The organism is Streptomyces sp. NPDC051976, assembly GCF_040680795.1.
Classification (GTDB): Bacteria; Actinomycetota; Actinomycetes; order Streptomycetales; family Streptomycetaceae; genus Actinacidiphila.
The window spans coordinates 39,483-61,493 of sequence record NZ_JBFAXL010000053.1; the positions used below are offsets into that span (position 1 = coordinate 39,483).

Annotated in this window: 22 protein-coding genes; 12 read left to right on the forward strand and 10 right to left on the reverse strand. The window is 70.7% G+C overall.

All coding sequences use genetic code 11. The features are described from left to right. Positions 1-10: 10 nt before the first annotated feature. Both AB0M29_RS35700 and AB0M29_RS35705 read right to left on the reverse strand, forming a co-directional pair. Positions 11-724, reverse strand: a complete 714-nt coding sequence (locus AB0M29_RS35700) for a response regulator (protein WP_365390591.1) — start codon at positions 722-724, stop codon at positions 11-13. Continuing rightward, positions 721-2,418 (reverse strand): sensor histidine kinase, encoded by a 1,698-nt coding sequence (locus tag AB0M29_RS35705; protein ID WP_365390622.1) that lies wholly within the window; start codon positions 2,416-2,418, stop codon positions 721-723. The genes AB0M29_RS35700 and AB0M29_RS35705 overlap by 4 nt, the downstream gene beginning before the upstream one ends. A 158-nt stretch (positions 2,419-2,576) precedes the next feature. Here AB0M29_RS35705 and AB0M29_RS35710 point away from each other — a divergent pair, with 158 nt between their 5' ends. Next, the gene (locus tag AB0M29_RS35710) at positions 2,577-4,001 is read left to right on the forward strand and encodes a cation:dicarboxylase symporter family transporter (protein WP_365390593.1); all 1,425 of its coding nucleotides are present in this window, start codon (positions 2,577-2,579) and stop codon (positions 3,999-4,001) included. Positions 4,002-4,016: 15 nt separating this feature from the next. Here AB0M29_RS35710 and AB0M29_RS35715 read toward each other — a convergent pair whose 3' ends face one another. The 5 genes from AB0M29_RS35715 to AB0M29_RS35735 form a co-directional block, all read right to left on the reverse strand. Further along, the gene (locus AB0M29_RS35715; protein ID WP_365390595.1) at positions 4,017-4,778 is read right to left on the reverse strand and encodes a hypothetical protein; all 762 of its coding nucleotides are present in this window, start codon (positions 4,776-4,778) and stop codon (positions 4,017-4,019) included. A 51-nt stretch (positions 4,779-4,829) separates the two neighbouring features. Then, a complete protein-coding gene (locus AB0M29_RS35720; protein ID WP_365390597.1) occupies positions 4,830-5,591 on the reverse strand; it encodes an SDR family oxidoreductase in 762 nt (253 codons plus the stop codon). 120 nt (positions 5,592-5,711) lie between these two features. Beyond that, complete coding sequence (locus AB0M29_RS35725) at positions 5,712-6,206, reverse strand: hypothetical protein (RefSeq protein ID WP_365390599.1); 495 nt, start codon at positions 6,204-6,206, stop codon at positions 5,712-5,714. A gap of 129 nt (positions 6,207-6,335) precedes the next feature. After that, positions 6,336-6,653 carry a DUF1330 domain-containing protein gene (locus tag AB0M29_RS35730; RefSeq protein WP_365390600.1) on the reverse strand — a complete coding sequence of 106 codons (318 nt, stop codon included), beginning with the start codon at positions 6,651-6,653 and terminating at the stop codon, positions 6,336-6,338. Between the two features lie 240 nt (positions 6,654-6,893). After that, entirely contained in the window at positions 6,894-7,490 is a 597-nt protein-coding gene (locus AB0M29_RS35735) for a hypothetical protein (protein WP_365390602.1), read from the reverse strand. Between the two features lie 106 nt (positions 7,491-7,596). Here AB0M29_RS35735 and hemL point away from each other — a divergent pair, with 106 nt between their 5' ends. The 7 genes from hemL to ccsB all read left to right on the forward strand — a co-directional run bounded on the left by hemL (position 7,597) and on the right by ccsB (position 15,599). Next, positions 7,597-8,904, forward strand: coding sequence for a glutamate-1-semialdehyde 2,1-aminomutase (gene hemL / locus AB0M29_RS35740; protein WP_365390603.1), 1,308 nt, complete (start codon positions 7,597-7,599; stop codon positions 8,902-8,904). Beyond that, on the forward strand, positions 8,901-9,587 hold the full coding sequence (locus tag AB0M29_RS35745) for a histidine phosphatase family protein (protein ID WP_365390604.1): 687 nt from the start codon (positions 8,901-8,903) through the stop codon (positions 9,585-9,587). The genes hemL and AB0M29_RS35745 overlap by 4 nt, the downstream gene beginning before the upstream one ends. Positions 9,588-9,934: 347 nt before the next feature. Next, entirely contained in the window at positions 9,935-11,215 is a 1,281-nt protein-coding gene (locus tag AB0M29_RS35750) for a hypothetical protein (protein WP_365390606.1), read from the forward strand. An 84-nt stretch (positions 11,216-11,299) separates the two neighbouring features. Beyond that, the gene (locus AB0M29_RS35755) at positions 11,300-11,908 is read left to right on the forward strand and encodes a TlpA disulfide reductase family protein (RefSeq protein WP_365390608.1); all 609 of its coding nucleotides are present in this window, start codon (positions 11,300-11,302) and stop codon (positions 11,906-11,908) included. Positions 11,909-11,931: 23 nt separating this feature from the next. Further along, positions 11,932-12,681 carry a cytochrome c biogenesis protein CcdA gene (locus AB0M29_RS35760; protein WP_365390624.1) on the forward strand — a complete coding sequence of 250 codons (750 nt, stop codon included), beginning with the start codon at positions 11,932-11,934 and terminating at the stop codon, positions 12,679-12,681. 3 nt (positions 12,682-12,684) lie between these two features. Beyond that, on the forward strand, positions 12,685-14,514 hold the full coding sequence (locus AB0M29_RS35765) for a cytochrome c biogenesis protein ResB (protein WP_365390610.1): 1,830 nt from the start codon (positions 12,685-12,687) through the stop codon (positions 14,512-14,514). Beyond that, complete coding sequence (gene ccsB, locus AB0M29_RS35770; RefSeq protein ID WP_365390612.1) at positions 14,511-15,599, forward strand: c-type cytochrome biogenesis protein CcsB; 1,089 nt, start codon at positions 14,511-14,513, stop codon at positions 15,597-15,599. Before AB0M29_RS35765 ends, ccsB begins: the two co-directional genes overlap by 4 nt. Positions 15,600-15,617: 18 nt before the next feature. On the opposite strand, the gene AB0M29_RS35775 is transcribed toward ccsB, so the two are convergent. Beyond that, positions 15,618-16,010 carry a PLD nuclease N-terminal domain-containing protein gene (locus AB0M29_RS35775; protein WP_365390613.1) on the reverse strand — a complete coding sequence of 131 codons (393 nt, stop codon included), beginning with the start codon at positions 16,008-16,010 and terminating at the stop codon, positions 15,618-15,620. Between the two features lie 118 nt (positions 16,011-16,128). Here AB0M29_RS35775 and AB0M29_RS35780 point away from each other — a divergent pair, with 118 nt between their 5' ends. Next, on the forward strand, positions 16,129-17,580 hold the full coding sequence (locus AB0M29_RS35780; protein ID WP_365390615.1) for a menaquinone biosynthesis decarboxylase: 1,452 nt from the start codon (positions 16,129-16,131) through the stop codon (positions 17,578-17,580). Positions 17,581-17,648: 68 nt separating this feature from the next. Next, the gene (mqnP, locus tag AB0M29_RS35785; protein ID WP_365390626.1) at positions 17,649-18,512 is read left to right on the forward strand and encodes a menaquinone biosynthesis prenyltransferase MqnP; all 864 of its coding nucleotides are present in this window, start codon (positions 17,649-17,651) and stop codon (positions 18,510-18,512) included. A 36-nt stretch (positions 18,513-18,548) separates the two neighbouring features. On the opposite strand, the gene AB0M29_RS35790 is transcribed toward mqnP, so the two are convergent. Next, positions 18,549-19,676, reverse strand: a complete 1,128-nt coding sequence (locus AB0M29_RS35790; RefSeq protein ID WP_365390617.1) for a hypothetical protein — start codon at positions 19,674-19,676, stop codon at positions 18,549-18,551. 172 nt (positions 19,677-19,848) lie between these two features. Beyond that, a complete protein-coding gene (locus tag AB0M29_RS35795; RefSeq protein WP_365390627.1) occupies positions 19,849-20,388 on the reverse strand; it encodes a rhomboid family intramembrane serine protease in 540 nt (179 codons plus the stop codon). A gap of 223 nt (positions 20,389-20,611) precedes the next feature. Between AB0M29_RS35795 and AB0M29_RS35800 the strand changes: the two genes are divergently transcribed. Then, the gene (locus tag AB0M29_RS35800) at positions 20,612-21,313 is read left to right on the forward strand and encodes a UbiX family flavin prenyltransferase (protein WP_365390618.1); all 702 of its coding nucleotides are present in this window, start codon (positions 20,612-20,614) and stop codon (positions 21,311-21,313) included. A gap of 50 nt (positions 21,314-21,363) precedes the next feature. Next, positions 21,364-21,819, forward strand: coding sequence for an Lrp/AsnC family transcriptional regulator (locus AB0M29_RS35805; protein WP_365390620.1), 456 nt, complete (start codon positions 21,364-21,366; stop codon positions 21,817-21,819). The last annotated feature ends 192 nt before the right edge of the window (positions 21,820-22,011 follow it).

Genomic DNA, 22,011 nt, shown 5'->3' on the forward strand with positions numbered 1-22,011 from the left:
GGACTCCGGCTCACGGCTTTCCGGAAGCGGAACCGGATCCGGCCCCCGACCCCGCCCACCGGTAGCAGAGTTCCGGGCGCCCGACCTGCCCGTACTGCGGCGTGCGGACCGCGCGCCCCGAGTCGACCAGGTGCTCCAGATAGCGGCGGGCGGTGATCCGGGAGACACCCGCGGCTTGGGCGGCCGCGTTCGCGGACAGGCCGTCGTCGGACGCCTGCCGCAGCGCTGCCGTCACCGCTTCCAGGGTCGGGCCGCTCAGGCCCTTGGGCAGGACGGCGGCCTGCGGGGTCCGCAGCGCGGCCAGCGCGCGGTCGACCTCCTCCTGACCCGCGGCCTCGCCGCCCCCGGCCAGCTCGCTGCGGTACCGCTCCCAGCGCTCCAGCCGGTCCCGCAGCGACGGGAAGGTGAACGGCTTCAGCAGGTACTGCACCACCCCGACCGACACCGCCTGCCGTACGACGCCGAGGTCGCGGGCCGAGGTGACCGCCACCACGTCCGCGGTGTGGCCCGCGGCGCGCATCTTCCGTACCAGGTGCAGGCCGTGGCCGTCCGGCAGGTTGAGGTCGAGCAGCACCAGGTCCACCGGGGTCTGTGTGAGCGCCCGGAGGGCGGCGCCGCCGGTGTGGACGACGGCCGCGACCTCGAAGCCGGGCAGCCGCTCCACGTACATCCGGTGCGCGTCGGCCGCGACCGGATCGTCCTCGACGACCAGCACCCTGATCATGTGCGCGCCTCCTGCCGCGAAGGCCGCGAGGGCCGCGTCGGCCGCGTCGGCCGCAGCGGCAGCCGTACGGTGAACTCCGCGCCGCCCGCCGCGCCCCGGTCGAGGCCGACCGTACCGCCCGCCCGCCGTGCCGTCTGCTCGACGAGGGCCAGGCCCAGGCCGTGGCCCTCGCTCTTGGTGGTCCAGCCGCGGCGGAAGACCTCCTCGATGGTGGCCGGGTCGACGCCCCGCCCGGAGTCGCTGACCCGCAGCAGCAGTTCGCCGTCCTCGACCCGGGCGACCACGGTGACCGACGGGCGGCCGCCGTCCTGCCCCGCGCCCTCGATGGCCGCGTCGATCGCGTTGTCGATCAGGTTGCCCAGCACGGTGACCAGGTCGCGGGCGACCAGCGTCGGGGGCAGCACCCCGTCGTCGATCCTGCTGTCCTCGCTCACCGTCAGCTCTACGCCCCGCTCGCTGGCCTCGGCGGCCTTGCCGAGCAGCAGGGCGGCCAGCACCGGCTCGCCGACGGCCGCCACCACCTGGTCGGTGAGCGCCTGGGCGAGCCGCAGTTCGGAGGTGGCGAAGTCCACTGCGTCGTCGGCGCGGCCCAGTTCGATCAGCGAGACCACGGTGTGCAGCCGGTTGGACGCCTCGTGCGCCTGCGAGCGCAGCGCCTCGGCGAAGCCGCGTACGGAGTCCAGTTCGCCGGTGAGCGCCTGGAGGTCGGTGTGGTCGCGCAGGGTCACCACGGTGCCGCGCGCGTCGCCGCCGCGCACCGGCGAGGTGTTGACCACCACGACCCGCTCGGCGGTCAGATGCACCTCGTCGATCCGCGGCTCGGCGGCCAGCAGGGCGCCGGTCAGCGAGACGGGCAGGCCCAGTTCGTGCACATAGGAGCCGACCACGCCGGTGCCCAGGCCGAGTAGTTCGCGGGCGGCGTCGTTGCAGAGCACCACCCTGCGGTCGGCGTCCAGCAGCACCAGGCCCTCGCGCAGCGCGTGCAGCGTCGCCTGGTGGTAGTCGTACATCCGGCTCAGCTCGTCGGCGGCCATGCCGTGGGTGTGGCGGCGCAGCCGCCGGTTGGCGACGTACGTGCCCAGGCCGCCGAGGGCCAGCGCCGCCAGGGCCACCGCCACCAGGACGGTGAGCTGGTCGCGCACCTGGTGGCTGATGGTGTCGACCTTGATGCCGACGCTGACCAGCCCGACGATCGCCGTGCCGTCCCTTATCGGCGTCACCGCACGCACCGACGCGCCGAGGGTGCCGGTGTAGGTCTCGGTGAAGGTCCGCCCGCGCAGCGCGGGCGCGATGTGGCCGAGGAAGTGCTGGCCTATCAGTTCCTCGTCGGGGTGGGTCCAGCGGATCCCGTGGGTGTCCATGATCGTGACGAAGTCGACCCCGGCGTCCTTCTGCACCCGCAGCGCGTACGGCTCCAGGGTGGCGCTGGGGTCGGGGGAGCGGGCGGCGCCCACCACGGAGTCGGCGTCGGCGATCGCGGTGGCGGCGGCCACCACCCGGTGCCGGGCGGCGGTGTCGGCCTGGCCGCTGTCGTTGACGTAGGCGAGCACCGCGCACCCGGCGACCACCACGGCCACGATCACGACCTGCATCGCGAAGAGCTGACCGGCCAGGCTGCGCGGGCGCCGCGTGCGAGGCGTACGCCGTGGGGCACGGCGAAGGGCACGCCGTGCGATACGGCGCTCCCTGATCATGCTCAGCACGTTCGGCATGCCAACAGTGTGCACACCGGGCGCGAACTCAATGAACGCAAACGTGACCTGCCTCACTTCGGAAGCGCATAGTCACCGGGACCCGACCGACCACCAGCGCCCGGGACGGCGCTCGTGGACCGAGACCGAGGGAGACCCAGGTGTCATCCGAAGCCACTCCCGGCACCCCGAGCCGTAGAGACCGCACCCACTACCTGTACCTCGCCGTGCTCGTGGCGACCCTGGCCGGCGCCGTGCTCGGCCTGGTCGCCCCGGACGCCGCAGTCCAGCTCAAGCCGGTCGGCACCGGCTTCGTGAACCTGATCAAGATGATGATCTCGCCGATCATCTTCTGCACCCTGGTGCTCGGCATCGGTTCGGTGCGCAACGCCGCGAAGGTCGGCAAGGTCGGCGGGCTCGCGCTCGGCTACTTCGTCGCGATGTCGTTCGTGGCGCTGGCCATCGGCCTGCTGGTCGGCAACATCCTGCACCCGGGCGACGGGCTGCACCTGACCACCGCGCTCAAGCACGCGGGCCACGCGCAGGCGGCGAACGCGCCCGCCGAGGGCGTCGACTTCGTGCTGGGCATCATCCCGACCACCCTGGTGTCGGCCTTCACCGAGGGCCAGGTGCTGCAGACCTTGCTGGTGGCGCTGCTGGTCGGCTTCGCGCTGCAGGCCATGGGGCCGGTCGGGGCGCCGGTGCTGCGCGGGGTGGGGCATCTGCAGAAGCTGGTCTTCAAGGTGCTGTCGATGATCATGTGGGCGGCGCCGATCGGCGCGTTCGGCGCCATCGCGGCGGTCGTCGGCTCCGCGGGAGTCGACGCGCTCAAGGCGCTGGCCGCGATCATGCTGGGCTTCTACGTGACCTGCCTGCTCTTCGTGGTCGTCGTACTCGGGCCGGTGCTGCGGGTCTTCACCGGGGTGAACCTCTTCCACCTGCTGCGGTACCTGGCGCGGGAGTTCCTGCTGATCGTCTCCACCTCGTCGTCGGAGTCCGCGCTGCCGCGGCTGATCGCCAAGATGGAACACCTCGGGGTGAGCCGCCCGGTGGTCGGCATCACGGTGCCCACCGGCTACTCCTTCAACCTCGACGGCACCATGATCTACCTGACCATGGCCTCGCTGTTCATCGCCGACGCCCTGGACCAGCCGCTCTCCTTCGGCCAGCAGGTCCCCCTGCTGCTGTTCATGATGATCGCCTCCAAGGGCGCGGCGGGGGTGTCGGGCTCCGGCATGGCCGTACTGGCCAGCGGGCTGCAGTCGCACAAGCCCGCGCTCGTCGACGGCATCGGCCTGATCGTCGGCATCGACCGCTTCATGAGCGAGGCCCGGGCGGTCACCAACTTCGCCGGGAACGCGGTGGCGACCGTGGTGATCGGCACCTGGACCGGCGAGTTCGACCGCGAGCGGGCCCGGCAGGTCCTCTCCGGCGAGCTGCCGTTCGACGAGACGTCGCTGGCCGACGAGACGGGCGAGAGCGGCGAGGCGGGCGAGAGCGGTGAGTACGGCGAGGTCGCCGGCGGGAAGGCGGGCGTACCGGGACAGCCGTCCGCGGGACCCGTCAGCGAGCCGACCACCGTCTGAGCGGGGAGTCCGCGCTCAGGGCGCGCTGACGCCGTCCGGCTCGCGCAGGGCCGCCATCACATTGCGCACCGACTGGATCAGCGCGGGCTGGAACTGCCCCATCTCGGGCGGCTGGGGCAGCGAGCCGTTGGTGACCGGGTCCTGGATGGTGGCGGTCCACTGGCTGTAGCCGCTGATCTTCAGGGTGATGACGGCGCCGCCGTGCAGCACCTTCAGCTCCTGGGCGCGGTCGCTACGGGTCACCAGATACGCCTCGTCGCCGAGGTCGGGGACGGACTCGATCTTGTCGGCGGGGGACAGGCTCGGGTCCTCCAGCTTGCGCTGGTCCTCGAACTCGGCCCGCGGGTCGGTCGTGCGGTGCAGATCGACGGCCAGGTCGGCGGAGAAGGTCGCGGTGCCGCCGTTCTCCAGGGGCGCGTCCGCGGTGAGGGAGCAGCGGGCCTGGTCCAGCGCGGGGCCGTTGCGCAGTTCCGCGGGCGCCTCGGTGACCCGGGTGGCGCCCGCGGTGTCGGTCAGCGGTTTGAGGGTGAACCCCGTGCAGGGGTTGTCCGTCACCTGGTATCCGTGCAGGTCGGGGTGGGAGTGCTGCCAGAATCCGGAGGCGTACAGGCCCGCTCCCCACACCGCGGAGGTCAGCACGACCGCGCCCAGCGCCAGGGTCCAGGGTGTCCGCCCGGGGCGGAAGGTTCCCGGCTCGCGGTCGACGTCGCTGACGAGGTCGACGGGCTCCGTGCCGTTGGGCTCTCCCGAGAGTTCCAGCTCCGATATCACTCGCATACCCCCGTGTAGGCGTGTTCACGGGACAGTATGCGAGCCGCCATCACGATGTCACTGGGTCTGCTCGCGATAGACCTTGTAGTTCGACGCCTGGGCGCGCGGGCGCAGCACCAGAAGGTCGACGTTGACGTGGGCGGGGCGGCCGACCGTCCAGGCGATGGTGTCGGCCACGTCGTCGGCGGTCAGCGGTTCGGCGACGCCCGCGTAGACGGCGGCGGCGCGCTCGGCGTCACCGCGGAAGCGGGTCAGGGCGAACTCGTCGGTCTTCACCATGCCGGGGGCGATCTCGATCACCCGCACCGGCTTGCCGTTGAGTTCCAGCCGCAGCGTCTCGGCGATCACATGCGCGCCGTGCTTGGCGGCCACGTATCCGCCGCCGCCCTCGTACGTGGCGAGGCCCGCGGTCGAGGAGAGCACCACGACCGTGCCGGCGCCCGAGGCGACCAGGGCCGGGAGAAGCGCCTGCGTGACATTGAGCACACCCAGGACGTTGACCTCGAACATCAGCCGCCAGTCGGCCGGGTCGGCGGTGGCCACCGGGTCGCTGCCCACGGCGCCGCCCGCGTTGTTCACCAGGACGTCGCAGCGGTCGAGCCCGGCGGCGAAGGAGTCGACGGCGGCGCGGTCGGTGACGTCCAGGGCGTGGACGGCGACGCTGCGGCCGTCGGCGGTCAGCTCCTTGGCCAGCGCGTCCAGCCGGTCGGTGCGGCGGGCGGTGAGCACGACATGGAAACCGGCCTCGGCGAGCTTGCGGGCGGTCGCGGCACCGATGCCGCTGCTCGCGCCGGTGACCACTGCGGTACGGGTGCTCATGTCGCGCTGCCTCTCGGTTCTGCGGATCTGCGGTGGTGCGTCGCGGTGGCTCCCCGCCGCGCCGGACGGGGCGCCCCCGTCAGCAGCATAGGCGGCCCGTTCCGCGGCGGTCCGACCCGCTCAGGCGTTGAGCGCCCGCAGCATCACCCGCTGGTCGAAGGCGAGCAGCGCGACCGTGCTGCCGCACATCAGGACGGCGAAGGCGAGGTGTGCGGGGCCCGAGGTGGCTGCCACCCCCACCGCGCCGAGCGCCATGTGCACGCCCATCCGCAGCGCGATCAGGCCCAGCGCGATCTTGCGGGTCCGCTTGCCCTTCAGCATCGCCTTGGCCATCTTCAGCCGCCCGCGCAGGACGGTACGGGCCAGCACGATGTTCACCACGAGCGCCGCCGCCAGGAACATCCAGGCGCCGGAGTACGACTTGGCCACGTCGTACCCGGCTCCCATCAGCCCCTCGAAGCCGAAGAACCAGACGGGGACCGGCCGGTAGACGGTCTTCGCGTCCTTGTCGGCAGCGGCAGCAGCAGCACCGGTGGTGTCGGCGGCGGTGGTGTCGACGTCGGTGGCGGTGGTGCTGCGGGTGTCGCTCGCGGTGACTGCCTCGGTGAGTGCCATGGCATGAGCTTCCCGTGGCGGGGGGTACCCGCGGCAGAGCCGGAAATCCGCGTTCGGCCATGACAGATGTCACGGGTCGGCCGCCGCCGTACGTCAGTTGGCGGCTCCGCAGCGGAGCCCGGCCGCGCGCTAATGGCCGGAACTCGCCCGGTAGCCCTCCGGCACCCCGGGGGCGAACACCACGTCGCCCTCGATGTGGTCGGTCCGCAGATGCAGGATCTCCTGGTACGCCTCGGACGCGTACCAGGCCCGTACCGCCGCGTCGTCGGGGAACGCGATCACCACGACGAACCCGGGCCACTGCCCCTCCACCACCTCCAACTCGGTCCCGTGCACCAGGAACCGGCCGCCGAAGGGGTCCAGCGTGTCGGAGACCCGGTCCAGGTAGAGCCCTATCTCGGGGTGCGGGGTGACGCTGCGCAGATGGGCGATGGCGTACGCGGTCATGGTCGGCTCCTTCGTCGTGTGCCCCGACGGGGTCCTTCGCGGATTCCCTGTCGCTTCCGTCGAGGACGACGCTACGGACGCCGCCCGCCCGCCGAATCAGTCATCGTTAGGTACTCGGCGTCAGGCAGTCGGCGCACCGGTCCGGAAGCCGGTTTCGGGGGGTGTGGCGTGTTGGAGCCGTGGCGGTGATCCGCCAGAGACGAGATGGGTGCAGAGCCGGACGAAACGGGCGAATCGCCGCTACGGCCAGACCAGGCAGTAGAGCTGATGGCCGGATTCCTCGCACCGACGGGCGAAGTCCTGCCATTCGTGCAGCATTCGGTAGATCACGAACGCGTCGCGCGGGCCGCGGCGGTCGGGGACCGTGGACCAGATGAAGGCGGCGGCGCCCAGCGACTCCTCGTTGGCGGTACGCAGCGGCTCGACGACGGACGCGGGCAGCCGGACCACCGCGTAGTCGGGGTGCAGCACCACGAGTTCGAGCGGCGGCACCTTGGCCGGCGGTATGCCCTGGATGCCGGTGAGGACCATCGCGGCCATCGTCTCCGGCTTGACCTTGGTGTACATGCCGTGGCCGAGTTCGTCGCCGCCGAGTTCCTCGGGGCGCATCGAGATCGGGACGCGTGCCGCCGTGGCACCGTCGGGTGCACCGAAGTACTTGTAGGTCACCCCCACTCGGCCACCCCTGCTCCTGCCTTCTGCGGTCGATCGGCGCTCTGTTCCCTGTTCAGTGCGGTCGGCACGGCCGTCGGACCGACGCCGCCTGCCGCGCGGACGGGCGTGTTCGGGCTCATGCTCGCCCGGTCCTTCGCCCGGTCCGCCACCGCGCTGCTGCATTCCACTACCCGACCATCCGCAGACCCAACCATGCAACCCGATCATCGTCTCAGATGCAGGGTTGAGACGTTGCGGCGCAACGCCCTGCGTTTGAGAGCATGTGTCCGTGAGCTATCCGTACGAAGCACCAGTGTCCCAGGAACTCTTCGACCGAGCGGCGGCCGTGACGCCGGGCGGCGTGAACTCTCCGGTGCGGGCGTTCCGCGCCGTGGGCGGCACCCCGCGGTTCATGGTGTCCGGCACCGGGCCGTATCTCACCGACGCCGACGGGCGGGAGTACGTCGACCTCGTGTGCTCGTGGGGCCCGATGATCCTGGGCCACGCGCACCCCGAGGTGATCGCGGCCGTGCAGGCGGCCGTGGTGCGCGGCACGTCCTTCGGGACGCCGGGTGAGGGTGAGGTCGCGCTCGGTGAGGAGATCGTCGCGCGTGTCGAACCCGTGGAGCAGGTGCGGCTGGTGTCGTCCGGCACCGAGGCGACGATGTCGGCGATCCGGCTCGCGCGCGGGTTCACCGGGCGGGCGAAGGTGGTCAAGTTCGCGGGCTGCTACCACGGTCATGTAGACGCGCTGCTGGCCGCCGCGGGTTCCGGCGTTGCCACTTTCGGGCTGCCGGACACCCCCGGGGTGACGGGCGCGCAGGCGGGCGACACCATCGTGCTGCCGTACAACGACCTGGAGGCGGTGCGCGCCGCCTTCGCCCTGCACCCCGGTGAGATCGCCTGTGTGATCACCGAGGCGTCGCCGGGCAACATGGGCGTCGTTCCGCCCCGCGAAGGCTTCAACGCCGGGCTCAAGCAGCTCTGCCAGGACAACGGCGCGCTGTACATCTCCGACGAGGTGATGACCGGTTTCCGGGTGAGCAGGGCCGGTTGGTACGGGCTCGACGGTGTCCGTCCCGATCTGATGACCTTCGGCAAGGTGATGGGCGGCGGCTTCCCGGCGGCGGCGTTCGGCGGTCGCGCCGATGTCATGGGGCGGCTCGCCCCGGCCGGGCCGGTCTACCAGGCGGGCACGCTGTCCGGTAACCCGGTGGCGACCGCGGCCGGGCTCGCCCAGCTCCGGCTGCTGGACGAGGCGGCGTACGCCACCACCGACGCGGTGTCGCGGCAGATTCAGTCCCTGGTGACGGAGGCGCTGAGTAAGGAGGGCGTCGCGCACCGGGTGCAGACCGCGGGCAGTATGTTCTCCGTCTTCTTCACGGACGACGAGGTCCGTGACTACGAGGACGCGAAGCGGCAGGAGGCGTTCCGCTTCACCGGTTTCTTCCACTCGATGCTGGCGCAGGGCGTGTACCTGCCGCCGTCCGCGTTCGAGTCCTGGTTCGTGTCGACCGCACACGACGAGCGGGCCGTGGAGCGTATCGCCGCCGCGCTGCCCGCCGCCGCACGTGCCGCAGCGGAGGCCCACGCATGACCACCACCAGCTCCGACCTGACCGTCGTCCACCTGATGCGGCACGGCGAGGTGCACAACCCCGGCGGGGTGCTCTACGGGCGCAGCGCCGGCTACCACCTGTCCGAGCTGGGCCGTGAGATGGCCGACCGGGTCGCCGGGCACCTCGCCGGGCGCGACATCACGCATGTGGTGGCCTCGCCGCTGGAGCGGGCGCAGGAGACGGCCACCCCTATCGCCAAGGTGCTCGGGCTCGACCTCGCCACCGACGAGCGGCTGATCGAGGCCGCGAACGTCTTCGAGGGCAAGACCTTCGGCGTCGGCGACGGGGCGCTGCGCAAGCCGGCGAACTGGAAGTACCTCACCAACCCGTTCCGGCCGAGCTGGGGCGAGCCGTACATCGAGCAGGTCGTACGGATGATGGGCGCGCTCGACGCGGCCAGGGACGCGGCGCGCGGCCACGAGGCGGTGTGCGTCAGCCACCAGCTCCCGATCTGGGTGGTCCGCTCCTTCGCCGAGCGGCGGCGGCTGTGGCACGACCCGCGCAAGCGGCAGTGCACCCTCGCCAGCCTCACCAGCTTCACCTACCAGGGCGACAAGATCGTCTCGGTCGGCTACAGCGAACCGGCCCGCGACCTGGTCCCGGCCCATCTGCTGGCCGGCGCCAAGCCGGTGAAGGGCGGGACGAAGGCGTTCGGCGCCTGACGCGGCGCCCGCCCCTGTACCCACCTGGGCACGTCACAGCCCCCTGATCGGGTGTCATCACCCGATCGGGGGGCTTCCGTTTGTCGCCGCGCGCCGTTTTGTGCAGTCCGCGCGCCCCGTGGGTAGGCGGGCCGTGGAGCAGCGGCAGCGTCCTGGGGGAGCGGGGTCCGACCCGGATGGCGGAAGCCCCGTGGGCGCTGCAGTGAAATCTCTGGGCCGTTTGGGCGTCTTCTGGGAAGTTTTGCAGGGATCGCCGTAACCATGAGGAACCTGTGCACGTCATGGTGGGTAAGCAGATTTTCTGCTCATACGCCTATTAGGCCGGGAGCCGAGAGACGGGATCGCACATGAGTGCTTTGAGCCGCAGGAACCTGCTGAGTACCAGTGCCGCGGCGGCCGCCGGTCTCGCGGTCGCGGGGTGCTCGTCGAGCGGTGGGACCGGCGTCCAGGGCGCGCCACCATCGGTGCGGAAGACCGGCGAGAAGTCCGGGGCGAGCGGGCGCAAGGCCCCGACCAGGAAGGTCGAGCTGATCGGCGACGGGTCGACCGCGAAGACGGGGAAGCAGCCCAACCAGCCCACGATGGAGCGGCTCGAGCCCGGCCAGAAGCCGCCGCAGTTCGTGATCTTCTCCTGGGACGGCGCGGGCGAGGTCGGCAACGGCCTGTTCCCCCGGTTCCGCAAGCTCGCCCAGGACCACGGCGCCACCATGACGTTCTTCCTGTCCGGTCTCTACCTCCTCCCGGAGGGCAAGAAGCACCAGTACCTCCCGCCGAACAACGCCCCCGGCGCCTCCGACATCGGCTATCTCACCGACGAGCACGTCCGGGCCACCCTGGACAACGTCCGGCAGGCATGGCTCGACGGCCACGAGATCGGCACCCACTTCAACGGCCACTTCTGCTCGGGACACGGCACCGTGGCCCGCTGGACGCCGACCGACTGGAAGAGCGAGATCGACCAGGCGAAGTCCTTCGTCACGAGCTGGAAGACCAACACCGGCTGGGCCGACGCCGACCCGCTGCCGTTCGACTACGAGGCCGAGCTGGTCGGCGGCCGCACCCCCTGCCTGCTCGGCCAGGACAACCTGCTGCCCACCGCCAAGGCCCTGGGCTGGCGCTACGACGCCAGCTCGCCCGGCGGCAACCAGGTCTGGCCGACCAAGCGGCACGGGGTCTGGGACCTGCCGCTGCAGCTCATCCCGTTCCCGGGGCACCGCTTCGAGGTGCTCTCGATGGACTACAACATGCTCGCCAACCAGTCCCACGCCGCCACCAAGTCCGCCCCCGGCAACTACCCGGGCTGGCGCCGGCAGGCCACCGCCTCGTACATCGCGGGCTTCCAGCGGGCGTACGAGACCAACCGGGCGCCCTTCTACATCGGCAACCACTTCGAGCAGTGGAACGGCGGCATCTACATGGACGCCGTCGAGGAGGCGTTCAAGCACATCGCCGCCGCCGGGCAGAAGGACGTGCGCATGGTGTCGTTCCGGCAGTTCGTGGACTGGCTCGACGCCCAGGACCCCGAGGTGCTGGCCAAGCTGCGCACCCTGGAGGTCGGAAAGGCCCCCACCGAGGGCTGGCAGCGGTTCATGACCCCGGCACCCGTGGTCACCAGCACGGCTACCTGATCCTTACTTGGGGCAATTGCCGTTTTTGGGGATGCCGCCGGGGGGTGGAAAAGATCGGCTACGGGCACATGCGAAACTTTTCACATGAGTCCTACGCGCGGCCCCCGGCGCCGCACGATCCACAGTGCCGCGGCGCTCTCCGGCGTCGCGGCACTGGCGCTGACCCTGGCCGCCTGCTCGTCGTCCTCGGGCTCCGGCACCGACAACTCGAACTTCGTCGGCGGCACCGGTGAGATCAACACCGTCAAGCCGGCCGACCGCAAGCCCGCCCCCGAGCTGTCCGGCAAGACCGTCGGCGGCGGCCAGGACAGCCTGGCCGCGTACAAGGGCAAGGTGGTCGTGGTCAACATCTGGGGCTCCTGGTGCGCGCCCTGCCGCGCCGAGGCCCCGAACCTGGTCAAGGTCGCCAACGCCGACAAGGCCAAGGGCGTGCAGTTCCTCGGCATCAACACCCGAGACCTGGACGTCTCCAACGCCGCCGGGTTCGACAAGCACTTCCAGGTGCCGTACCCGAGCCTGTTCGACCCCTACGGCAAGCTGATCCTGCGCTTCCCCAAGGGCAGCGTGAATCCGCAGAGCCTCCCGGCCACCCTGATCATCGACCGGCAGGGCAAGATCGCGGTGCGCGCCCTGAAGCCGCTCAGCGAGGACGAGCTGAACCAGATCATCGATCCGCTCGCGGCGGAGAAGTAGCAGTGACGGGCGCGCTGACCGTCATGGCGGTCGACACCACCCACACGGTGCTCTCCGGAGCGCTGCTGGCCGCCATACCCATCGCGATGGCCGCCGGGCTGATCTCGTTCTTCTCGCCCTGCGTGCTGCCCCTGGTGCCCGGCTACCTGAGTTACGTGACCGGCGTCGCGGGCACCGACCTCGCCGAGAGCAAGCGGGGCCGGATGCTGCTCGGGGCGTCGCTGTTCGTCTTCGGCTTCAGCGCGGTGTTCGTCTCCGGCGGCGCGCTGTTCGGCAACTTCGGCGCCACACTCCTGGTCCACCGCGAGATCCTGTCGAAGATCTTCGGCGCGCTCACCATCGTCCTCGGCCTGGCCTTCATGGGCATGGTCGGCGGCGTCACCCAGCGCGAGTTCCGGTTCCACATCAAGCCCAGCATGGGGCTGGCCGGGGCGCCGCTGCTCGGGGTGCTCTTCGGCCTCGGCTGGACGCCCTGCGTCGGCCCGACGCTGGGCGCGGTGAACTTCCTCGCCTTCCAGGACGCCAGCGCGGTGCGCGGCGCCGTGCTGATGACGTTCTACTGCCTGGGCCTGGGCGTGCCGTTCATCGTGGCGGCCATAGCTTTCAGGCGTACGCTCGGCGCGTTCGCGTGGGTCAAGCGCCACTACGCGTGGGTCATGCGGATCGGCGGCGGCATGCTCGTCGCAGTCGGCGTGCTGATCCTGACCGGCGTCTGGGACCACGTCACCTACCAGATGCAGATCTGGACCAACGGCTTCAGCACAGGGATCTGACCCATGACCATCACGGAAGACGCCGAGCGCGGCGCGGCCGGCGAGAGCGAAGAGCTGGGCGCGGCGGGCGCGCAGCTCAGCACCCAGCCCACCGACACCCTGCGCAACGCACCCGCGCTCGGTCTCGTCGGCACCCTGCGCTGGATGTGGCGGCAGCTCACCTCGATGCGGGTCGCGCTGATCCTGCTCTTCATGCTGTCGCTGGCCGCGATCCCCGGGTCGCTGATCCCGCAGCACACCGACGCGCTCAAGGTCGCCACCTTCAAGCGCACGCACCCCACGGTCAGCCCGATCTACGACCGCCTGGGGATGTTCCACGTCTACAGCTCGCCGTGGTTCGCGGCGATCTACATCCTGCTCTTCATCTCGCTGGCGGGCTGCATCATCCCGCGCACCTGGCAGTTCGTCGGCCAGCTGCGCGCCCGGCCGCCGGCCGCGCCGCGCCATCTGACCCGGCTGCCGGCGTACACCACCTGGCGCACCGACACCGAGCCGGAGCAGGTGCTGGAGGCCGCCCGCAAGGCCCTGCGCGGCCGCCGCTTCCGCACCCACCTGTCGGAGTCCGGCACCTCGGTGGCCGCCGAGAAGGGCTATCTGCGCGAGACCGGCAACCTGGTCTTCCACATCGCGCTGTTCGGGCTGCTGATCTCCTTCGCGATCACCTCGCTGTACAAGGCGGAGGGCGGCAAGCTGATCGTCGAGGGCGACGGCTTCTCCAACAACCTCACGCAGTACGACGACTTCGGCGGCGGGACGCTCTACGGGGCGAACGACCTCAAGCCGTTCGGCTTCGACCTCGACAGCTTCAACGCCAGCTACGCCAGGACCGGCCCGGAGAAGGGCACCCCGCGCACCTTCCAGGCCAACATCCACTACTGGAACGGCGTCGACGGCAAGCTGGTCAAGTCGTCGATCGCGGTGAACAAGCCGCTGGACATCGGCGGCGAGAAGGTCTACCTGATCAGCCACGGCTACGCGCCGGTGGTGTCCGTGAAGGACGCCACGGGCACCGTGGTCTTCCGCGGCCCGGTGCCGTTCCTGCCGCAGGACGGCAACCTGACCTCGACGGGCGTGGTGAAGGCCCCCGACGCGCTGGGCAAGGACGGCAAGGCCGACCAGCTCGGTTTCACGGGCCTGTTCACCCCGACCTTCGACATCGACAACGTGCGCGGCCCGCACTCGTCGTTCCCCGGCCTGGACTACCCCGCGCTGATCCTCACCGCGTTCCACGGTGACCTCGGCATGGAAGCGGGGATCTCGCAGAACGTGTACCAGCTCGACACCCGCCACATGAAGCAGTTCAAGGACGCCCAGGGCAAGATCGTCAGCAAGGCGATGCGCCCCGGTGACGTGCTGACGCTGCCGAACGGCGCGGGCTCGCTCACGTTCGACGGCGTCAAGACCTGGGCCAGCTTCACCATCTCCCACCAGAGCGGCAACATGGGCGCGCTGGTCAGCGGCGCCGCCGCGATCCTGGGCCTGGCCGGTTCGCTCTTCATCCAGCGCCGCCGGATCTGGGTACGGGCGGTGCCGGGCGCCGACGGCGTCACCGTCGTCGAGATGGGCGGCCTCGGCCGCAGCGAGTCCGCGCGGATCGCCGACGAACTCGGCGACGTCGCCTTCCAGCTCCAACCGGAGGCACCCGCCCTGCCGGAGCCGGAGGAGCCGGAGGAGCCGGAGGAGCCGGAAGCGGCACCCGGGACGGCGGACGAGACCGCGGACACGACGCCCGACGAGACCGCGGACACGACGCCCGACGAGAAGACGGACCAGAAGACCGACGGCTCAGCCGAGCCGACCTCGCAGACAGACGACGAAGGAGCCCGCGCGTGAATATCGCGGCCGCGGTCAACGAGAACTTCGCGAACTACAGCAACTACCTGATCCGCTCGGCGATGTTCGTCTACGCGCTGGCGTTCCTCGCCCACCTCGCGGAGTGGGTGTTCGGCAGCCGCAGCAAGGTGGCCACGCAGTCCGCCGCCCTGGCCGCCGCGCGGTCCGCCGCGGCCCCCGCGGCGACGGTGAAGGTGAAGGTCGCCACCAGCGCCGGCACCACCACGCTGGAGCGCCCCAAGGTCATCACCCGCGCCTCCGCCAGCGACCGCGGCATCGCCGACGGCCCGGGCGCGGCGGGCGGCGACGAGAAGGGCGACCTCTACGGGCGCATCGCGGTGTCCTTCACCGTGCTGGCCTGGCTGCTGCACCTGGGCGGCGTGGTGTTCCGCGCCGCGTCCGTGCAGCGCGCGCCCTGGGGCAACATGTACGAGTTCTCCACCACCTTCGGCATGGTCGCCGTCGGCGCGTACCTGGTGCTGCTCGCGCTGAAGAAGAACGTCCGCTGGATCGGGCTCTTCCTCACCACCACCGTGCTGCTCGACCTGGGCCTGGCCCTGTCGGTGCTCTACACCTCCAGCGACCAGCTCGTGCCCGCGCTGCACTCGTACTGGCTGTGGATCCACGTCTCCTGCGCGATCATCTCCGGCGCGGTGTTCTACCTCGCGGCCGTCGGCACCATGCTCTACCTGGTGCGCGACCGCTACGAGACCGCGCTGGTCAACGAGACCCCGCAGAACGCCAAGTGGGCGGACATCATGTCCCGGCTGCCCGCCGCCGCCAGCCTCGACAAGTTCGCGTACCGGATGAACGCCCTGGTCTTCCCGCTGTGGACGTTCACCATCATCGCGGGCGCGATCTGGGCGCAGGCCGCCTGGGGCCGCTACTGGGGCTGGGACCCCAAGGAGACCTGGTCGTTCATCACCTGGGTCGCCTACGCCTGCTACCTGCACGCCCGCGCCACCGCCGGGTGGAAGGGCCGCAAGGCCGCGTACCTGGCGATGATCGCGTTCGCGTGCTTCCTGTTCAACTACTACGGCGTGAACATCTTCGTCACCGGCAAGCACTCGTACGCGGGCGTCTGACAGCGGCGACCGGGGGCGTCAGTCGGCGTCGGGACCGTTCTCCCGGCGCCGCAGCTCTTCCTCGCGGCGGCGCAGGTCCGCCTCCCAGTCCTTGAGCATCGCCTCGTCCTTCTTGTTCTCCTCCTTGAGGGAGCGCAGGAAGTCCGGGTTGTCGTCCGGGGCGACCCACTCCCGGCGGCGGTCCTGGTACCCCTCCAGCGGGGTGCCGGTGGCGGCGGTGACCGGGCCGCGCCGCTTGCCCGCAGCCAGCCACGCGATCGGGCCGATCAGCACCTCGCCGAAGAACAGGATGATCAGCACCCACACCACCTTCGGCAGCCCCCGCACCTCCTGCTCAGGGGTGTTGAGGCAGTCGACGAAGGCGTAGATCCACAGAGCGAGAACCAGCAGGTACGGCAGATACCGCAGCATGAGACGGGAATCCCCCCAGGGACGGCGGCGCGGGAGCGGGTGTCGCTCCCCGAGGGGACCAGCGTAGCCACGGCGGCCCGGACACCGGGCGCGGGGCGGGGATGGGAGACTGGGGCGCATGGCTTACGACGATCTCCGCTCGTTCCTGCGGGCCCTGGAGAAGGACGGCGACCTCCGGCGGATCAAGGCCGAAGTGGACCCGTATCTGGAGGTCGGCGAGATCACCGACCGGGTCAACAAGGCGGGCGGCCCCGCGCTGCTCTTCGAGAACGTGCGCGGCTCGTCGGCCCCGCTGGCGATGAACGTCTACGGCACCGACCGGCGGCTGCTGAAGGCGCTGGGCCTGAACGCGTACTCCGACATCAGCGAGAAGATCGCCGGGCTGCTCAAGCCCGAACTGCCGCACGGCTTCGTAGGGGTGCGGGAGGCGTTCGGCAAGCTGGCCGGGATGGTGCACGTGCCGCCGAAGAAGGTGAAGGACGGGCCCGTCCAGGAGGTCGTGCTCACCGGCGACGACGTGGACCTGGACGCGCTGCCCGCGCTGTTCACCTGGCCGCAGGACGGCGGGTCCTTCTTCAACCTGGGCCTGACCCACACCAAGGACCCCGAGTCCGGTGTGCGCAACCTGGGCCTGTACCGGCTGCAGCGGCACGACCGCCGCACCATCGGCATGCACTGGCAGATCCACAAGGACAGCCGCAACCACTACCAGGTCGCGCAGCGCCGCGGCGAGCGGCTGCCGGTCGCCATCGCCTTCGGCTGCCCGCCCGCCGTCACCTACGCCTCCACCGCGCCGCTGCCCGGCGACATCGACGAGTACCTGTTCGCGGGCTTCGTCCAGGGCAAGCGGGTGGAGATGGTGGACTGCAAGACGGTGCCGCTGCAGGTGCCCGCGCAGGCCGAGGTGGTGCTCGAAGGCTGGCTGGAGCCCGGCGTCATGCTGCCCGAGGGGCCGTTCGGCGACCACACCGGCTTCTACACCCCGCAGGAGCCGTTCCCCGCGCTCACCATCGACTGCGTCACCATGCGCAAGCGGCCGCTGTTCCAGTCCATCGTGGTCGGCCGGCCACCGACCGAGGACGGGCCGCTGGGCCGCGCCACCGAGCGGTTCTTCCTGCCGCTGCTGAAGGTCATCGTGCCCGACATCGTGGACTACCACCTGCCGGAGGCGGGCGGCTTCCACAACTGCGCGATCGTCTCGATCGACAAGAAGTACCCCAAGCACGCGCAGAAGACGATGCACGCGGTGTGGGGCGCGCACATGATGTCGCTGACCAAGCTGGTCATCGTGGTCGACGCCGACTGCGATGTGCACGACCTGCACGAGGTCGCCTGGCGGGCGCTGGGCAACACCGACTACTCCCGCGACCTGACCGTCGTCGAGGGCCCGGTGGACCACCTCGACCACTCCTCGTACCAGCAGTTCTGGGGCGGCAAGGCGGGCATCGACGCGACCCGTAAGCTGCCCGAGGAGGGCTACACCAGGGACGGCGGCTGGCCCGAGATGGTGCTCTCCGACCCGGAGACCCGCGATCGGGTGACGAAGCGCTGGAAGGAGTACGGGCTGTGAGCAGCGAGGCGGTTCTCGGCGGCGGCAGTGCGAAGGCCGGGCCTCCCCGCGCGGGTGGGAACGAACCGGTGCGGGCGTTCCTGCGGCTGGTGATGATCGAGCACTCGGTCTTCGCGCTGCCGTTCGCCTACATCGCGGCGCTCACCGCGATGTTCCGCGAGAGCGGCTCGGTGCACTGGGTGGAACTGCTGCTGGTCACCGTCGCGATGGTGGGCCTGCGGACCTTCGCCATGGCGTGCAACCGGATCATCGACCGGGAGATCGACGCGCGTAATCCGCGGACCGCCGGGCGGGAACTGGTCACCGGCGCGGTCTCGGTGCGCTCGGCCTGGACCGGCGCGCTGATCGCGGTGGTGGTCTTCCTGGGCGCGGCCGCGCTGCTCAACCCGCTGTGCCTGGCGCTGGCGCCGATCGCGGTGGTGCCGATGGTGGTCTATCCGTACGGCAAGCGGTTCACGGACTTCCCGCACGCGATCCTGGGTGTCGCGCAGGCGATGGGCCCGATCGGGGCCTGGCTGGCGGTGACCGGCTCGTGGTCGTGGGACGCGGTGATCCTGGGGCTCGCGGTGGGCGTCTGGATCGGCGGCTTCGACCTGATCTTCGGCTGCCAGGACGTGGCCGCCGACCGCGCGGAGGGCGTGCGTTCGGTCCCCGCCCGCTTCGGCATCCCGGCCGCGCTCTACGGCGCCCGGGTCTGTCACGCCGTCACCACCGCGCTGCTGGCCTGGTACGGCGTCGCCACCCACGCCGGGGGCTTCTACTGGTTCGGCCTGCTGATCGTGACGGGCGCGTTCCTGTACGAGCACTCGATCGTCAAGCCGCACGATCTGAGCCGTCTGAACCGGGCGTTCTTCCAGGTGAACGGCTTCATCGGGATCGCGCTGTTCCTCTGCGCGCTGCTCGACCTGAGCGTGCGCGGTCTCGGTCTCTGAGGTTTCCCCCCGGAGACCGAGACCGCGGTCAGACGCTTACGAGAACAGGCTGTCGGAGGAGCCGGAGCCCGACGAGGTGTCGTCGGAGCCGCCGAACCCTGCCATGAACAGGCCCATCAGGTCCTGCGGGTTGAGCTGCTGCGCGCCCTCGGGGGCCTTGATCTCGTCGGCGCTGCCGTCGAGGTCGAGGGTGAGGGGGAGCTTGCCGGTGGCCTTGGTGTCGAGCTGGGCCACGTCGAAGGTGATGGAGCGGATCTCGCCGCCCTTGATGGCGAACTCCAGCGACACGGACTTGTTGGGCACGTCGTTGAAGTCGGACGGCTTGTAGCCCGGGATCTGCTTGCCCAGCGGGGCGATCGCGCTCTGCAGTTCCTTGGCGAACGGCCGCGCGAGCACGGTGGCCCGTACGTGGTCGGCGCCGTCGTGGTTGCCGAGGTCGGTGTACTTGGCGTTGTGCTCGGCCGCCTTCTTCAACGCGGCCAGGAACTGCTTCTGGGTCTTGGTGTCCAGCGACTTGCCGCCGGGCAGCCCGGACATGCCGGGGAGCGAGTCGGAGCCGCCGCCGGTGCCGCCGCCCTTGGCGCCGCCCATCGACTTGGCGAACTGCGAGAACGCCTTCGGGTCGAGGGAGACCCACTGGCCCTTGAGCGCGGCCTTGACCGAGGCGAGGGACGAGGGGAGCGAGTCCGCCATCCCGAGGAACTTGTTGATCCCGGCCACGTCACCGCTCTTGGAAGGGCTGGTGTCCAGCTTCATCGCGGCCTTGAGGTCGACGCGCAGGTAGAGCTTCTGGTCGACGGAACGCAGCTCGAAGATGCCGGTCTTACCGGAGTCGCCGGAGAGGCGGACGCCGACGGAGCCGCCCTTGTCGCCGGACTTGACGTCCTTGAGCGCCTTGTCGGAGCTGACGGTGAAGGTCGCCTCAAGACCGGCGAGCATCTTCGCGTCGTCCTTGGTGAAGTCCTTCTCGCCCTTCATGGCGGCGTAGATCTGGTCCGCCGAGGCGTCGAAGTGCAGCCCGAGGGTGAGCGACTTGGCGTTGCTCAGCTTGTCGAAACCGGTGTTGACCTTCCCGGCGGGGGAGGCCTGGGCGGCCGATTCGCAGGCCGCGGAGCCGGCGGCTATCAGGGCCACCACTCCGGCTGCGGCGAGGCCCTTGCGCATGCTGATGATGACGAACTCCCTGGGTGCTGCGAAGAAACAGTGAAGATATGAAGAGCTGACTGGCTGAGGTAGAGGGTAGCTGTGGGCGCTCTGTGATCTCGCGGGGGTTTTCACGACGATTCGGCCACGGTTGGCTGCCGGGTTCCGGCAGCGACCGGCAGCGGACGGGGTGTCAGGAGCCGGTGGTGACGGAGACGGTGCGCTCGCGGAAGAGGAACGCGGCGGCGACGCCGCCGATCAGACCGAAGAGATGGCCCTGCCAGGAGACGCCGGTCGCGGACGGCAGCACCCCCCACAGGATGGAGCCGTAGAGGGCGCCGACGAACAGCCCGACGATGATGTCGAGCGCCCGGTGGTCCACGAAGCCGCGCACCACGAGGTAGCCGAACAGGCCGAAGATCAGCCCGGAGGCACCCGCGGTGTTGGTGTGGGCGGGGGCGACCAGCCAGACCCCGAGCCCGCCGATGACCATGATGGTGAAGGCGACCGCGATGTAGCGGCCTATGCCGCGCAGCGCGGCGATGAAGCCGAGCACCAGCAACGGCAGGCTGTTGGAGGCCACATGGCCGAAGCCGAAGTGGGTGAAGGCGGACGGGATGATGTCCAGCAGCTCGCTGCCCTTGCGCGGCACGATGCCGAAGGTGTCCAGCGAGTGGTGCGTGAGCACGTCGATCGCTTCGAGCACCCACAGCAGCGCCACCCAGCCGGCCATCAGCGCGGCGGCGGCCGCCACCCGGCCACCCGCGCGCAGCGGTGCGAACAGGGTGTCCAGAAGGCCGGTCCGGCTGGACCGGCCCGCAGTCTGTCCGTACGTCACCGAAGCCCCCCTCAGGACCGATGGCTCTCCACCGTGACAACGCACGCGGGGGCCCGCCCGGTTCCCGGCCGCACGGGCCGATCCGCGGCGCGGGTGGTGGGCCGGATAGGCTCGGCGTGTGGACGACAGCAAGCGGGCGCCGTGGGTGGTGGGTGTCTCCGGAGCCTCCGGGACGCCGTACGCCGCCGCCGTGCTGCGCGGGCTGCTGGAGGCGGGTGAGAGCGTCGACCTGGTGATCAGCCGGGCCGCCCGGCTCACCCTGCTGGACGAGACCGGCGAGCCCTTCCGTGACGCCCACTGGCGGGCCGACCTGGAGTCCCTGCTGGCCCGGGGCGCGGACGGCACTCCCGACGCCTTCCCGCGCGGTGTGCTCGACCTGTCGGCCGTCCGCTACTGGCCCGCGGGAGACCTGGCGGCGGGTCCGTCGTCCGGTTCGTATCCGGCCAAGGGGATGCTGATCGTGCCCGCGAGCACCGCCTGTGTGGCGGGTGTGGCGCTGGGCCTGTCGAAGGACCTGCTGCAGCGCGCCGCGAGCGTCACGCTCAAGGAGCGCCGCCCGCTGGTGGTCGCCGTCCGGGAGACCCCGCTCGGCGGCCAGACGCTGCGGCACCTGGTGGCGCTGGACGACGCGGGCGCCGTGGTCCTCCCGGCCTCGCCCGCCTTCTACGCGGGCGCCACCCACATCCAGCACCTGGTGGACTTCGTGGCGGGCCGGGCGCTGGACGCGGCCGGTGTCTCGCACAAGCTCTACCGTCGCTGGGAGGGCGAGCTGGGCGGCGGAAGAGCAGATGCGCAGGGCACGCAGCCGCCCATGCCTTAGATTCTTGTCCAGACAGCGCAGTCGTGGCACGAACGGGAGGGTCCCCTCAGATGGACGCGGTGGACAGGCAGCTCATCCAGGCGTTGCGCGAGAACGGGCGCGCTTCGTACGCGGAACTGGGCAGGCTCGTGGGGCTCTCCGGCCCCAGTGTCACCGACCGCATCAACCGTCTGGAGACCGCCGGGGTGATCACCGGCTACCGCGCCACCGTCGCGCCCGCAGCCCTCGGCCTCGGGGTGACCGCCCTGGTCGGCCTCCAGCTCAGCGACGCCGCCGACCACGAGGACGTGGCCAGCCGGCTCCGCGACCTGGACGAGATCGAGGACTGCTGGTTCATCGCGGGCGACGACTCGTACATGCTCAAGGTCAGGGTCGGCGACGTGGACGGCCTCGAACACACCATCCGCCGGCTCTCCGGCACCAAGGGCGTGGCCCGCACCCGTACCACCATCGTGCTCTCCACCAAGTGGGAGAACCGGGTCGGCGCGCTGCCCGAAGAGGCGTGAGCGCGGCGTGAGAGCGGCGTGACACCGGTGTCTCCCGGCCGTGGGGCGGGGGAGCCGGGGGAGTAGGGTCGATCGGGTCGATTCGGTTATAGGAGGCGCGGAATGGACGCTGGGCTCAAGCGTGAGCTGGAGGAGAAGGTCTACGCGGGGGAGCGGTTGACCCGCGAGGACGGTATCGCGCTCTACGAGTCC